We start from the raw sequence: 13,384 nt of genomic DNA on the forward strand, positions 1-13,384 counted from the left end.
GAATCCAGGCTGTGACCGGGGCCGGAGCGGTGGGGATGGAAGCACGACCGAGCGATGGCGGTGTAATGCCCTTGCCGTCGCAGTGGCGCAGCGCGCTGCGCGATGCAGATATCGAGATGCAGGGCATCGGCGTGTCGCGCGCCGATGTGGCGCGGGTGCGACGTCAAGGGTTGCCGGATGCGTTCCTGAAATCGGAAGTGATCGATGCCTTCAGCGAACTGGAGGGCGAAATCCTGCGTCTGCGTTGGCTGCGGGCACAGGGACAGCCGGTGCCAACGGTGTTGGATACGGCGGAGGAGGGCGGCCGGCGTTGGCTGCTGATGAGCGCGTTGCCCGGGCATGACCTGGCATCGTCGCCGACGCTGGCGCCCGACCAGGTGGTCGTGCTGCTGGCTGACGCGCTGCGCGCCCTGCATGCGCTGCCGGTTGCCGGTTGTCCGTTCGATCATCGCCTTGCATCGCGTTTGCCGGAGGTCGCTGCGCGCGTTGCCGCAGGGTTGATCGATGCGGATGATTTCGACGATGAGCGTCTGGGCCAGAGCGCCGAGCAGGTGCATGCCGAGCTGATCGCAGCGTGTCCGGCGGATGAGGATCTGGTGGTAGCGCACGGCGATGCATGCCTGCCGAATCTGGTGGCGGTCGACGGCCGCTTCAGCGGTTTCATCGATTGCGGCCGGCTGGGTGTGGCTGATCGTTGCCAGGATCTGGCGTTGGCCGCACGCAGCCTGGTCCACAACTATGACGACACCCGCTGGCTTGCGCCCTTGCTGGCCCGCTATGGCATGGGTGCCGATGAGCGCCGACTCGCGTTCTACCGCCTGCTGGACGAGTTCTTCTAGGTGCATGCAGGGTCCGCAGTTGCAGCAGGGCGCGGCAGGATCGGTCCTCAACAGCGGTTGAGGTCAAGCGCGACGCGCTGAACGGCGACTGGCCGAAGGCTTGGATTCGGCTTTTAAATGGACGAACGTTCGTTCATTGTCTGCCGCATGAACCGCACCGACCGCAATGAGCAACGCGCCTCGCAGATCCTGCAGGCGGCCCTGCAGTGCTTTCTGTCCAAGGGCTTCCATCAGACCAGCATGCGCGACATCGCGCAGGCGGCCGGGGTCAGCCTGGGCAATCTCTACAACCACTTTCCCGGCAAGGAGGCGCTGATCCTGGCGACGGCCAAGGCCGAACGGGACGAACTGCAGCCGTTGCTGCAGCGGTTGGCGGGATGCAATGGCGAACGTGCGCAGGTGCAGGGGTTCCTGCGGGACTTCCACACCCTGTGCCGGCAGCCGGAATGGGCGCTGTTGAGCGTGGAAGTGCTGGCCGAGAGCGCGCGTAATCCGGCGGTGGCGGCGGCATTCGCTGGCAACCGCGCGCAGTTGCAGCGCGGTCTTGCCGAGGCTTTGCAGGAGGTCGCACGTCGTGAGCGCCGCCGGCCCGTGCTGGCGCCCGCGCTGCAGGCGCAGGTGCTGCTGGATGCGATCGAGAGCGCTGCGCTGCGGCAGGGATTGGGTGAGGCGAGCGATGTCGATACCGACGTGCTTGATCCCTCTCTGCTGGCAGCTCTGCTTGGGGCGCGTGCGTGAGCACTGACGATCGGCGGCTGCATGGGCTGGACCTGGCGCGCTACCTCGCCCTGGCCGGCATGGTGCTGGTCAACTTCCGCCTGGCGATGGCCGCCGAGACCGACGGCGGCGGCTGGCTTGCTGGATTCTTCCACCTGCTGGAAGGCAAGGCTTCGGCGACCTTCGTGACGCTGGCCGGGGTGGGCCTGATGCTGGCCACACAGCGACTGGCGTGGTGGCAGGCAAGCGTGCAGACCTGGCGGCGGGCCGTGTTCCTGGCCGTGCTCGGCCTGCTCAACCTGACCGTGTTTCCTGCCGATATCCTGCATTACTACGCGGTGTACTTCGCGCTGGCGGTGCTGTGGCTGCGCGCGTCGCCCCGTGTTCTGCTGGGCAGCATGGTGGCTCTGGCGATGGTCGCGTTCTGGTCCCTGCTGCGCTGGGACTACAGCCAGGGCTGGAACTGGCAGACGCTGGCTTACGAGGGGCTGTGGCACTGGCCGGGTGCGATGCGCAACCTGCTGTTCAATGGCTTCCATCCGGTGTTGCCGTGGCTGTGCTTTTTCCTTCTGGGCATGCTGCTGGCGCGGCTGCCGCTGTCGCAACCCCGGGTGCAGCGTGCCTTGCTGCTGCTCGGCCTGCTGCTGATGGGGGCCGGCCAGATGTTGCAGCAGTGGGGTCACGGCACGCCGTGGCAGGTGTGGCTGGCGACACAGCCGATGCCGCCCGGCCCGGCTTATCTGCTGACCGGCGCAGGCGCGGCGTGTGCACTGATCGCGGCATGCCTGTGGCTGGTGCGGCTGCATCCTGGCGATTGGCTGGAACCGTTCACTGCGGCCGGACGGATGACGCTGAGCCTGTACGTGGCGCACATCCTGATCGGCATGGGCGTGCTGGAATCGCTTGGACTGCTTGATGGCAGTGCCAGCCTGTCGTGGGTGCTGATGGCCGCGTTGTTGTTCGTGATGCTGGCGACCGCGGCGGCCTGGTTGTGGTCGTGGCAGTTCGCGCGCGGTCCGTTGGAAGCGGTCATGCGACGCATCGCCGGCTAGTTCTTTTGTCGCAGGAGAGCGATGTTGTGACCAGTTTGCCTGTGCGGATGCAAGGCCATCTGCGATAGTAGGTGTCGTCACCAAAGCACGCCTGCATCCATGTCATTCGCTTCGGCGCAGCAGATCGTTGAAGTCCTGCAGCAGTCCTACGACATCAACGCGACGGCGGTGGTGCCGCGTCCGGTGGGCGCCGACGCCAATGCGTGCGTGTTCCGTATCGATGCCCGCCACGACCATTGGTGGTTGAAGTGCCGCAACTTCCAGGTGGCACCCGCGGTGTGGGACAGCCTGCATTGGCTGCGTGGCACCTTGGGCATCGAAGAGATTGTTGCGCCGTGGCCGGCATTGACCGGCGGCGCATCGGTGCAGCGCTGGGGCCTGCAGTTCACGCTGTTCCCCTACATCGAAGGGCAGTCGGGCTTCGAGGCACCGCTGAGCCGTGCGCAATGGCGCCAGCTGGGCGAAGTGCTGCGTCGCCTGCATGAGGCCGAGATTCCGCCGGCGTTGCGCCAGGCCCTGCCGACGCTGCGGCTTGAAACCGCAGCGGTCGACACGGTGGCGACATGGTTGCGCGATCCCTCGACGCAGGCGCAGGCGCAGGATCGGTCCGGCAGTGCGTTCCTGGCGCTGTGGCAGCAGCAGCGGCCGCGCATCGCCGAACTTCACCAGCGTGCCGAAGCGCTGCATCGCCAATTGCAGGGTGAAGCACCGGCGTTGCGCCTGTGCCACACCGACCTGCACGCGGGCAACCTGCTGATGGGGCAGGACGATGCACTCCACCTGATTGACTGGGATGGCCTGGCACTGGCCCCGCGCGAGCGTGACCTGATGTTTGTCGGCGCCGCGGTAGGTGGTCGCTGGGGGCGCGAGCATCCGCTCGGCTTCGCCGAAGGCTATGGCAGCGACCTGGGCGATCCGCGCTGGATTGCGTGGTACCGGCACTGGCGCATCCTGCAGGACCTGATCGAATTCGAGCAGATGCTGCTGGGCCCCGGCGCGGCGCAGCGCTCGTTGCAGCAGCACCGGCAAGCACTGCATTACCTGGGCGAGCAGTTCGCGCCGGGCAATGTGTTCGATGCGGCCGAGCGCGCGTACCAAGTGCTGTAGGGGGTCCGGCCGGGCTGCGCCCGGCACCTGCGGTAGTGCCGGCCGCTGGCCGGCAACCTCAACAGCAACAGCAACAGCCGAAGCAACAGCAACAGCAAAAGCTGGCCTCCTGTGGGATGGCGGGGTGGGTCCGGTTGCGGGGGACGCCGTAAATCCCCAGACCGGCCCAGCCGCTGGCGGCTGTGCGTTCGGGCGCTTGCGAAGCAGTGCTTCGCAATCAAAGCGCCCTCACCCATGGAGGCTCGGTCGCGCCATCCATGGCGCTCACGCCCCCGCAACCGGACCCACCCCGCCTTCGACAATTCCTCGCTGCTGTTGGTGGGTGTCGACCTTGGTCGACACGGTAGATCCACGCCATGCGTGGATGCTCTTCGATCATTTGATCAATTGTCGAAGTATTCGATTTCGATGGAGATTCATCCACGCATGGCGTGGATCTACCAGACACCGGGAAACTGTCAAAGGTGGGGCGGTGTCGGATGGCGGGGTGTCCGCGGCATGGATGCCGCGGCCAAGCCCCCAAGGATGGGTTTACGGCGTCCCCGCCATCCGACACCGCCCCGCCATCCCCAGTCAATGCCGCTGTTGTTGTTGCTTCGGCTGTTGCTGTTGAGGTTGCTGTTACCTTGGCTCCGGCCTCCGCAGGTGCCGGGCGCAGCCCGGCCGGACCTCTTACTCTGCCGGCTTGGCCGCTGCGCTCGCGGCGACGCTCGCTGCACGCCGTGACAGCACTGCTTCGCGATGGGCGATGTAGGCGTTGGCGGCGAGGATGATGCCCGCGCCGATGATGGTCCAGCGATCCACCGTCTCTGCGAACAACAGCCAGCCACACAAGGTCACCAGCGGCAGTTGCAGGAAGCTGATCGGGGTCAGCGCGGAGACTTCGCCCAGGCGCAGTGCGCGTGTCCACAGCAACTGGCCGATGGTGCCCAGCACGCCGGTGGCCAGCAACCAGACCCAGGCGATGCCGGTGGGCCACACCCATACGAACAAGGCCGGTATCAGCGACAGCGGTACCCAGAACACGTAGGTGTAAAGCACCACGGTGTCGGCGCTGTCGATACGGGTGAGCTGCTTGATCTGGATCGCCACCAGCGAGCTGAGCACGGCGGCGGCCACCGCGATCAGGCTGCCGGACGTGAAGCCGGCCGTGCCCGGCCGCACGATCACCAGCACGCCGATGAAGCCGACCACCACCGCTGCCCAGCGCCGTACGCGTACCGTTTCGCCCAGCCACAGCACCGCCGCGATGGTGACGAACAACGGGGTGGAGTAGGACAGCGAAACGGCCTGTGCCAGGGGCAGGTGGCCCAACGCCCAGAACGCGCACAGCATCGAGCCCAGGCCGATCGCGCTGCGCAGGAAATAGCGCGGCAGCTGCTGGGTCTTCAACGGGGCATGGCCTGGGCGCAGCAGCATCGGCAGCAGGGCGAGCAGGCCGAAGGCATTGCGGAAAAACGCCACTTCCTGGGTCGGCACGTAGCGGGTGGCGTAGCGGATCGCCACCGCCATCAGTCCAAACGCCATGGTGCTGCCGAGCATCAGCAGCGCCGCCCGCAATGGGGTGGCGCTGGCGGGTAGGGCGGGTGTGCTCACCACTGTGCGCCGAGCAGGCGGGGCTCCGGTTCGATCGGCACGCCGAACTTCTCCAGTACCGAAGCGGAGATCCGCCGTGCCAGCGCCAGCAGTTCAGTGCCGGTGGCGTTGCCGTGGTTGACCAGCACCAGCGCGTGGCTGGGCGCAACGCCGGCATCACCTTCGCGGAAGCCCTTCCAGCCACAGGATTCGATCATCCAGGCCGCCGAGACCTTGCGGCGGTCGTCGCGGTCTGCCGGGAACACCGGCAGCTCGGGGAAGTGCTGCAGCAGCACCTCCACCTGTTCCAGTGGCAGCACCGGGTTCTTGAAGAAGCTGCCCGCGTTGCCCAGTACGTCGGGGTCGGGCAGCTTGCGGCGACGGATCGCGATCACCGCATTGGCCACGTCCACCGCGCTCGGCAGTTCCACGCCCTGCGCCTGCAGTTCTTCGCGGATGCCGGCGTAGCCCATGCGCAGGTCGTGCAGCAGCGGCAGTTTCAGTTCAATGGCGGTGATCAGGTAGCGGTCCGGCTGCTGCTTGAACACGCTGTCGCGGTAGGCGAAGCCACACTGTTCGTTGTCCAGCCGTACCCAGGTTTTTTCCTGGCAGTCCCAGGCCTCTACGGTCTGGATGAACTCGCCGACCTGCGCGCCATAGGCGCCGATGTTCTGGATCGGCGATGCGCCGGCGGTGCCGGGAATCAGGGCCAGGTTTTCCAGGCCGGACAGGCCTTCCTGCAGCGACCACATCACCAGCCCGTGCCAGGACACGCCGGCTCCAGCGCGGATCACGGCGTGGTCGGCACGGTGTTCGAGGAAACTGATTTCGCGGTTGCCGAACACCAGCACGGTGCCGGGCAGGTCTTCGGCGATCAGCACATTGCTGCCGCTGCCGAGCACCAGCAGCGGGCCATTGGCCACTTCCGGCAACGCCAGAACCTCCGGCAGCAGCGCGGCGTCGTGCAGTTCCAGCAACTGCGCTGCGCTGGCCTGCACGTGGAACGTGTTCAGGGCCTGCAGTGGCGCGTTGTGGGTGAGGGTCCAGCGCAGCGGTGCTGCAGCGTTGTTGGTGTCGTCCATGGGCGTGCTCACAGGGGTGCCACCGCGCCGCGGCTGGGCGCCTCGCGTCGGCGGCGGATCGCCTCCACGCAGTCGGCGACCAATGCCGGGCCCTTGAAGATCAGGCCGCTGTAGCACTGCACCAGCGCCGCACCGGCGGCCATCTTGGCCACGGCGTCGGCACCGGACAGGATGCCGCCGACACCGACCAGCGGCACTGATTCGGGCAGGCGTGCACGCAGGCGGCGCAGTACCAGGGTGGACTGTTCCAGCACCGGTGCACCGGACAGCCCGCCGGCTTCATTGGCCAGCGGATCGCCGGCAACCCGGCTGTGGTCGATGGTGGTGTTGGTGGCGATCACGCCGTCCACCTGCAGTTCGCCAAGTACGCGCGCGGCGGCATCGATGTCGCGCTCGCTGAGGTCCGGGGCCACCTTCACCAGCATTGGCACGCGTCGGCCATGCTGCGCGGCCAGCGCTTCCTGGCGCTCACGCAGCTGGCTGACCAGCTGCCGCAGAGCGGTCTCTTCCTGCAGCTCGCGCAGGCCGGCCGTGTTGGGCGAGGAAATGTTGACGGTGATGTAGTCGGCCAGCGGGTACACCTTGTCCATGCAGGCGATGTAGTCATCGGCCGCCTGTTCGTTGGGGGTGTCCTTGTTCTTGCCGATGTTGATGCCGAGCAGGCCGCGCCGGCTGCGCGCGCGTTCGACGTTGCGCACCAGCGCATCCACCCCGGCGTTGTTGAAGCCCATGCGGTTGATGATCGCGTTGTGCGCAGGCAGCCGGAACAGGCGCGGCTTGGGGTTGCCGGCCTGCGGTCGCGGCGTGATCGTGCCGATCTCCACGAAGCCGAAGCCCAGCGCGAACAGTGCATCGATGTGCTCGCCATTCTTGTCCAGGCCGGCAGCAAGGCCGACCGGATTGGGGAACGTCAGCCCGAACACCGTGCTGGGCATCGGCGCGATGCGTGCGGCCACCAGCGGCGTGGTGCCGGTGCGATAGGCCAGGTCCAGAGCGGACAGGCCGAGACCGTGGGCGCGTTCGGCGTCGAGCGAGAACAGGAAGGGGCGGGCAAGCGAATACATGCGTTGGTTTCAGTCCAGCGTGCCGAGGAAGGCTCGGGTTCGATATTCAAAAGCGACCTGGCCGTCGACCGCATGGGCGGCGAACAGGTCCTGCAGCGCAGCCAGCATCGGCGCGTGGCGCGGATGGCCGGGCTGCGGCGCGTAGGAAGAAGACAGCAGGCGCCCGCGCAGGGCGTCCAGGTCCAGGTGCTGCACGTTCGGCAGCTGCACCATGCCGCGCAGGCCGGAGCCGAACCAGGCCTGCATGGTGGCGTCGTCCTGGTAGCGTTCGGCCACGGCGGTGTAGTCGGTGCCGTAGTCCAGCAGCAGTTGTTCGTAGCCGACCAGGAACGGGCTGGCATCGAGCAGGCGCGAATTCCAGTAGATCAGCGCCAGGCCGCCCGGGCGCAGGATGCGCTGCCATTCGGCGCGCACGGCCACGGTGTCGAACCAGTGGAAGGCCTGCGCGGCGCCGACCAGATCAACGCTGGCATCGGCCAGCCCGGTGGCCTCGGCGCGGCCATCGACGGCGGAGAACTGCGGATACTGCGGCGCCAGCCAGTGCTCGGCGGCGGCGCGCATCGCCGCGTTGGGTTCGACGGCGACCAGTGGATGGCCGGCGGCCAGGAACTGTCGGCTGGAGATGCCGGTGCCGGCGCCGATGTCAGCGACACGCGCGCTGGTTGCCACGGCCATGGAGCCATGCAGCCAGTCCATCAGGGCAGGCGGATAGTCCGGGCGGTAGCGGACATAGTCCGCGACGCGGCTGCTGAAGCGTTCAGTGCTGTCGGCGGAGGTCATCGTGCTTTCACCAGCGCAGTCCAGGTTTGGCGTCGGCGCCGGCGGCCACCATCGCGAAGATCAGGATCGCCACCAGGCCCACCGCAGCGAGGATGTTGAGCCAACCCATGATCAACCCGGCCAGGGCCATGCCATCGCCGTCCTGTTCGCCGGCGCGGCGGCGGATCTCGGCGCGGGCCAGGTGCCCGGTGATGATGGCAACAAGGGCGGCGACACCCGGCAGCACGGTCCAGCTGCAGATGCCCGCGATCAGGCTGACCACGGCCAGGGCGTTGCTCTGTCGGGGTGGCACGCTCATCGAGTCCTCCGTGGCAGTGCCGACATGATAGTGCGTCTGCCCCGGCAATCCCATGGTCCGGCCAATGCAAGGCTGCCAGGCAAGGTTGGCAACCATCGGAGCCGAGCGCGGGGTGGCTTTTGCAGGCGTCGACCTTGGTCGACGAATGCGGCGCCAACCAAGGTTGGCCGATACCGAGGGATCGGCGCTAGCCCATCAGCACCTGGCCGCCATCGACATTGAGCACGTGGCCGGTGATCCAGCGCGCCAGCGGCGAGCACAGGAACAGCGCGGCATCGGCGATCTCGCGCGGCTGCCCGAAGCGGCCGAACGGAATCTTCGCCAGGGTGCCGTGGTACAGGGCGGGATCTTCGACACGACGTCGATCCCAGAGACCATCGGCAAATTCGATCGAGCCCGGTGCGATGGCGTTGACCCGGATCCGGTCCGGCGCCAGCGCCAGGGCCTGCGACGTCGTGTAGTGCGACAGCGCGGCCTTGGCCGCCGCATACGGTGCGCCGCCGGGACGCGGTTGCTGCGCGGCGATTGAAGAGAGGTTGAGGATGCAGGCATCGGACGAGGCGCGCAGCCACGGCAGCGCAAGGCGCGAGGCGCGGACCGCCGCCATCAGGTCGATCTGCAGGCTGGCCGCCCAGCCGTCTTCGTCATCGGCCATGCCGTAGCCGGTGGCGTTGTTGACCAGCACATCGATGCCGCCGAGCGCGTCGGCAGCGGCCTGCAGCCAGGCGCCGATGCGGCCGAGGTCGCCCAGATCGGTGGCGAAGGTGTGCAGCTGCGTGCCCTGGGCCTGCGCATCGGCCTGCAGGGCGTCAAGTCCGGCCTGGCCGCGGGCGCAGGCCGAGACCTGCGCACCGGCGCGGGCGAAGGCCAGCGCCAGTTCGCGGCCGATGCCCTTGCTGCCACCGGCGATCAGCACCCGGCGGCCGGTGAAATCGAGGGTCGGAGCCCCTGTGGGGATCCGACCCTGAGTGGTCGGCACGGGATGGGTCGGATCCCCGGAGGGGCTCTGACCCATGTGCATGGCCGGACCGTTTGCCATCACAGGTCGAACTTGATGCCCTGGGCCAGCGGCAGCGAATCCGAATAGTTGATGGTGTTGGTCTGGCGGCGCATGTAGACCTTCCATGCATCCGAACCGGACTCGCGACCACCGCCGGTGTCCTTCTCGCCACCGAAGGCGCCACCGATTTCCGCGCCCGAGGTGCCGATGTTGACGTTGGCGATGCCGCAGTCCGAACCGGCCGCCGACAGGAAGCGCTCGGCAGTCTTCAGGTTGGTGGTGAAGATCGACGAGGACAGGCCCTGCGGCACGCCGTTCTGCATGTCGATGGCTTCGTCCAGCGTGCTGTACTTCATCACGTACAGGATCGGCGCGAAGGTCTCGTGCTGCACCACTTCATCGCTGTTCTTCAGGCCGGTGACGATGGCCGGCAGCACGAAGTTGCCTGCGCGGTCGATGCGCGTGCCGCCGGTTTCGATGATGCCGCCGCTGGCCTTGGCCTTTTCGATGGAGGCCAGGAACTGCTGCACGGCGCCGTCGCTGTTGAGCGGGCCCATCAGGTTGGCCGGGTCGGTCGGATCGCCGATCTTGCCTTCCACCTGCTTGTACGCCTTGACCAGCGTGGCCAGCACGTCGTCATGGATGGATTCGTGCACGATCAGGCGGCGGGTGGTGGTGCAGCGCTGGCCGGCGGTGCCGACCGCACCGAACACGATGCCGGGAATGGCCAGCTTCAGGTCGGCGGTTTCGTCGAGGATGATCGCGTTGTTGCCGCCCAGTTCCAGCAGGCAGCGGCCAAGGCGGTGCGCGACCTTCTCGGCGACCGTGCGGCCGACCTGGGTCGAGCCGGTGAAGCTGATCAGCGGCACGCGCTTGTCGGCCACCATCTTTTCCGACAGCGCGGTGCCGGCGTCGTTGATCAGGAAGAACAGGTCCGGGAAACCTGCATCGCGCAGCGCTTCATTGCAGATGCGCATCGAGGCGATGGCGGTCAGCGGGGTCTTGTTGGACGGCTTCCACAGGCAGATGTCGCCGCAGATCGTGGCCAGGAACGAGTTCCATGCCCACACCGCCACCGGGAAGTTGAACGCGCTGATGATGCCGACCAGGCCGAGCGGCTGGTACTGCTCGTACATGCGGTGGCCGGGGCGCTCGGAATGCATGGTGTAGCCGTACAGCATGCGGCTCTGGCCCACGGCGAAGTCGGCGATGTCGATCATCTCCTGCACTTCACCGTCGCCTTCGGGCTTGCTCTTGCCCATTTCCAGCGCGACCAGCGAACCGAGGGCGTCCTTGTTCCTGCGCAGCGCTTCGCCACACAGGCGCACAGCTTCACCGCGACGCGGGGCCGGCGTGGTGCGCCAGACCTTGAAGGCTTCCTGGGCGCGCGCGATGACGGTTTCGTACTCGGCTTCGGTGGTGGCGCGGACCTGCGCGATCGGCTCGCCCGTGGTCGGATTGATCGGGGTGATCAGTTCACCACCGGTAGCGCTCGACCACTCCCCGTTGCCCAGGTAGGTGCCAGCGTTGATCGCGTCCAGACCAAGGGACTTGAGCAGCTCGGAAGACATGCAGACTCCTGTGTTTCGTTACGTTGTGTTTGGTGCCGCCGCGGGCAGGTGGGGGCGCGACGAACTGAGCCGCCGATGGTAGCAGAGCGCCCGGACTGGCCATGGTGCGCCGCGCCAGTGGCAATGGTGTGGCAGATGAAAGCTTGGAGGGCAGGGCGGCTTGCCTGTAAACTTGGCGGCTGCATGGCCCCGTAGCTCAGCTGGATAGAGCGTCCCCCTCCTAAGGGGAAGGTCGCCCGTTCGAATCGGGCCGGGGTCACCATAATCAATGGCTTAGGCCATTCGGCGCATAGCCATTCGGCGCATAGCGTCTACTCCACTGTTTTCGGCATATCCATGCCGTTTGGTCACAGTAGTCACAGTCGGTCTGCGTCTGCGAATCTATCTGGCAGGAAGCCGAGCGCGCGGGGTGTCCTTCATGAGCGTGGCGCGAATGGCGGCGAGCCTTTCCGCCGACGTTCGGGCGGAGCGCATCACGGCATCGATGCCAGGCTTCCAGCGGGTCAGCTTTTCGGTTTCGTGGTTCCAGTGGAGGATGTCCCGTATCGCGACGCCGTCCACAACCCGCATCACCAGATGGTTGCCGGTTCCATTCGACGCGAGCGCCACAAGATCAAGTGATCGAAGGTGCATTCCCCACGCACCGCGCAGGTTCTCATACGTGACCGATCCGGCCGTCTTCCGCGGGTTGCCAGGGTCAAAGACCGGGAAAAATCGCCACCCACCCGGTAGCTCGGTGCCGTTGTGCGTGAGCCAGACGGCCCTGAGTTCAACTGGAAACACAACGCACAGCTCCCGCTCTGCCTCATCAATGAGCGCCGCAGTGGCAACGGTGGTACCTCCCGGCATCGTCGTCTCCTTTGTTCGGGACTGCCGATTGTACGAAACGAGCATCGGGCCGGGGTTGTCAAAATCAATGAGTCAGGCAAGCGCAGTGGCGTGCAATTCCCACTGTTTCCCGCATATCCACAGGATTTGGTCCCAACGGTCCCAGCGGCGCCGGTCAGTACCGGAGCTTCGCCACGGCGCGATCATCGCCTTCAGGCGTCAAATGGGCGTAGTACTTCTCGGTCGTGGCGTAATCAGCGTGCCCGGCCAGGATCTGCACCTTTCGCAACGGCGCCCCGGCCATGACCATGTGGGCGCAGAAGGTGTGCCGTAGCCGGTGGAGGCTGCCGCCGATTCCCGCACGCTTGGCATCCGAGGCGAACCAGTCGGATACCGTGTCCTTGTGCACGGCGGCCAGCGGATCGGGTAGGTGGCGCAGCGCCCAGCGCGCATACCGATTCAGTGGCACCTCGCGCCACTTGCCCGACTTCGTGCGTCCCTGGTCATCTTCGTCCGGATCGCTCTCGACCCTGAGCCTGCGCCCGGCCACCGAGTCCTTGCCCAGTCCGACCAGCTCCCCGCGGTACAATCTCGTGTGGGCCATGAACAGCCACAGTGCTGCCCGGGCAGGGTTGGTACGATGGAGCTTGCGCATCGCCGCCCGGTCGTAGATCCGCGGCGAGCTGAAGCAGCCGCGCGACGGCAGCCAGCACTATCTGATTCACAAGATCGGCCATCTGATGATCGACAACGTAGAAGGTTGGGAGCAGCTGGACCCGCATGACGCGGTGAAGCGTCTGCCCACGTCGGGCGCATCGACGCGCGCCCGCAACAGCGCCGGCGCCATGGATTACGTCCTGCAGCCTGTCCAGCCTTCGCAGTTTGCCGTTGTTGCCGGCTGGCTCGACTCACCTGAGGCGACCCTGCGCTGGGCAGGTCCCGGCGTTCCCTTCCCCTTGCCTGCCGAAGCCTTCGCCGCTGCATTGGCGTTGCCTTCGCGTCCAGGCTGGACACTGCAGGATGCCGACGGCACCTGCCTGGGCTTCGGCCAGTATTGGCAGACAACACCCGGCAGCATGCACCTCGGGCGCATCATCGTGTCGCCGCAGGCACGCGGCCGTGGCCTTGGCCGGGTGTTGATGACGGCACTGTGCGCCGAAGCCGTTCGCCGCACCGCTGCGATGCAGCTGACATTGAAGGTCTATAGGGACAATCAGGCGGCCGTGGCGCTGTACCGCGACCTCGGCTTCGTCGCCAGCGAAGACGCCTCCACGCCGGAGCTGCTGTTCATGGCCTGCGATACAACCTGAGCGGGAAAGGGCAGGGCTCTGCACTCCCGCTGCACATCCTGTGCACGCGCTGCTGCAAGCGGACTCGGCAGTCTGGTGCCGTCCCCATCGGTTGCCTAGGAGCGCCCCCATGAATACCCCCGGCACCCCCAAGCCTTCGTGGCGCCAGCGCAACGTGCTGT

General features: G+C 66.8%; 14 protein-coding genes and 1 tRNA gene. 6 read left to right on the forward strand and 9 right to left on the reverse strand.

All coding sequences use genetic code 11. The features are described from left to right. Positions 1–35 precede the first annotated feature (35 nt). The 4 genes from CR918_RS07395 to CR918_RS07410 all read left to right on the forward strand — a co-directional run bounded on the left by CR918_RS07395 (position 36) and on the right by CR918_RS07410 (position 3,715). Positions 36–839 (forward strand): APH(3')-II family aminoglycoside O-phosphotransferase, encoded by an 804-nt coding sequence (locus CR918_RS07395; RefSeq protein ID WP_099842364.1) that lies wholly within the window; start codon positions 36–38, stop codon positions 837–839. 147 nt (positions 840–986) lie between these two features. Continuing rightward, on the forward strand, positions 987–1,577 hold the full coding sequence (locus tag CR918_RS07400) for a TetR/AcrR family transcriptional regulator (RefSeq protein ID WP_088100706.1): 591 nt from the start codon (positions 987–989) through the stop codon (positions 1,575–1,577). Beyond that, the gene (locus CR918_RS07405; protein WP_088100670.1) at positions 1,574–2,608 is read left to right on the forward strand and encodes a DUF418 domain-containing protein; all 1,035 of its coding nucleotides are present in this window, start codon (positions 1,574–1,576) and stop codon (positions 2,606–2,608) included. The genes CR918_RS07400 and CR918_RS07405 overlap by 4 nt, the downstream gene beginning before the upstream one ends. Positions 2,609–2,707: 99 nt before the next feature. After that, positions 2,708–3,715 carry an aminoglycoside phosphotransferase family protein gene (locus tag CR918_RS07410; protein WP_099842365.1) on the forward strand — a complete coding sequence of 336 codons (1,008 nt, stop codon included), beginning with the start codon at positions 2,708–2,710 and terminating at the stop codon, positions 3,713–3,715. 672 nt (positions 3,716–4,387) lie between these two features. Here the strand turns inward: CR918_RS07410 and CR918_RS07420 are convergent. The 7 genes from CR918_RS07420 to amaB form a co-directional block, all read right to left on the reverse strand. Beyond that, positions 4,388–5,275 carry a DMT family transporter gene (locus CR918_RS07420; RefSeq protein ID WP_080148972.1) on the reverse strand — a complete coding sequence of 296 codons (888 nt, stop codon included), beginning with the start codon at positions 5,273–5,275 and terminating at the stop codon, positions 4,388–4,390. A gap of 32 nt (positions 5,276–5,307) precedes the next feature. Then, positions 5,308–6,372 carry a UDP-N-acetylmuramate dehydrogenase gene (gene murB, locus CR918_RS07425; protein ID WP_051584982.1) on the reverse strand — a complete coding sequence of 355 codons (1,065 nt, stop codon included), beginning with the start codon at positions 6,370–6,372 and terminating at the stop codon, positions 5,308–5,310. 8 nt (positions 6,373–6,380) lie between these two features. After that, positions 6,381–7,436 (reverse strand): quinone-dependent dihydroorotate dehydrogenase, encoded by a 1,056-nt coding sequence (locus tag CR918_RS07430; protein WP_099842367.1) that lies wholly within the window; start codon positions 7,434–7,436, stop codon positions 6,381–6,383. 9 nt (positions 7,437–7,445) lie between these two features. Further along, complete coding sequence (locus CR918_RS07435) at positions 7,446–8,216, reverse strand: class I SAM-dependent methyltransferase (RefSeq protein WP_099783791.1); 771 nt, start codon at positions 8,214–8,216, stop codon at positions 7,446–7,448. Between the two features lie 7 nt (positions 8,217–8,223). Continuing rightward, positions 8,224–8,514 carry a DUF4190 domain-containing protein gene (locus tag CR918_RS07440; protein WP_025874887.1) on the reverse strand — a complete coding sequence of 97 codons (291 nt, stop codon included), beginning with the start codon at positions 8,512–8,514 and terminating at the stop codon, positions 8,224–8,226. 187 nt (positions 8,515–8,701) lie between these two features. Continuing rightward, on the reverse strand, positions 8,702–9,529 hold the full coding sequence (locus CR918_RS07445; protein ID WP_415847014.1) for an SDR family NAD(P)-dependent oxidoreductase: 828 nt from the start codon (positions 9,527–9,529) through the stop codon (positions 8,702–8,704). Positions 9,530–9,552: 23 nt separating this feature from the next. Next, positions 9,553–11,085, reverse strand: a complete 1,533-nt coding sequence (gene amaB / locus CR918_RS07450; RefSeq protein ID WP_099783795.1) for an L-piperidine-6-carboxylate dehydrogenase — start codon at positions 11,083–11,085, stop codon at positions 9,553–9,555. A 185-nt stretch (positions 11,086–11,270) separates the two neighbouring features. Between amaB and CR918_RS07455 the strand changes: the two genes are divergently transcribed. Further along, positions 11,271–11,347, forward strand: a tRNA-Arg gene (locus CR918_RS07455). Between the two features lie 119 nt (positions 11,348–11,466). On the opposite strand, the gene CR918_RS07460 is transcribed toward CR918_RS07455, so the two are convergent. Then, positions 11,467–11,934: an SMI1/KNR4 family protein gene (locus tag CR918_RS07460; RefSeq protein WP_025874882.1), complete on the reverse strand. Its 468-nt coding sequence runs from the start codon at positions 11,932–11,934 to the stop codon at positions 11,467–11,469. A 154-nt stretch (positions 11,935–12,088) separates the two neighbouring features. Next, on the reverse strand, positions 12,089–12,568 hold the full coding sequence (locus tag CR918_RS07465) for a tyrosine-type recombinase/integrase (RefSeq protein ID WP_243379005.1): 480 nt from the start codon (positions 12,566–12,568) through the stop codon (positions 12,089–12,091). 190 nt (positions 12,569–12,758) lie between these two features. On the opposite strand from CR918_RS07465, the gene CR918_RS07470 reads away from it, so the two are divergent. Then, positions 12,759–13,223 carry a GNAT family N-acetyltransferase gene (locus CR918_RS07470; protein ID WP_099786003.1) on the forward strand — a complete coding sequence of 155 codons (465 nt, stop codon included), beginning with the start codon at positions 12,759–12,761 and terminating at the stop codon, positions 13,221–13,223. Positions 13,224–13,384 lie beyond the last annotated feature (161 nt).

The sequence above is a fragment of the Stenotrophomonas indicatrix genome, assembly GCF_002750975.1.
Classification (GTDB): Bacteria; Pseudomonadota; Gammaproteobacteria; order Xanthomonadales; family Xanthomonadaceae; genus Stenotrophomonas; species Stenotrophomonas indicatrix.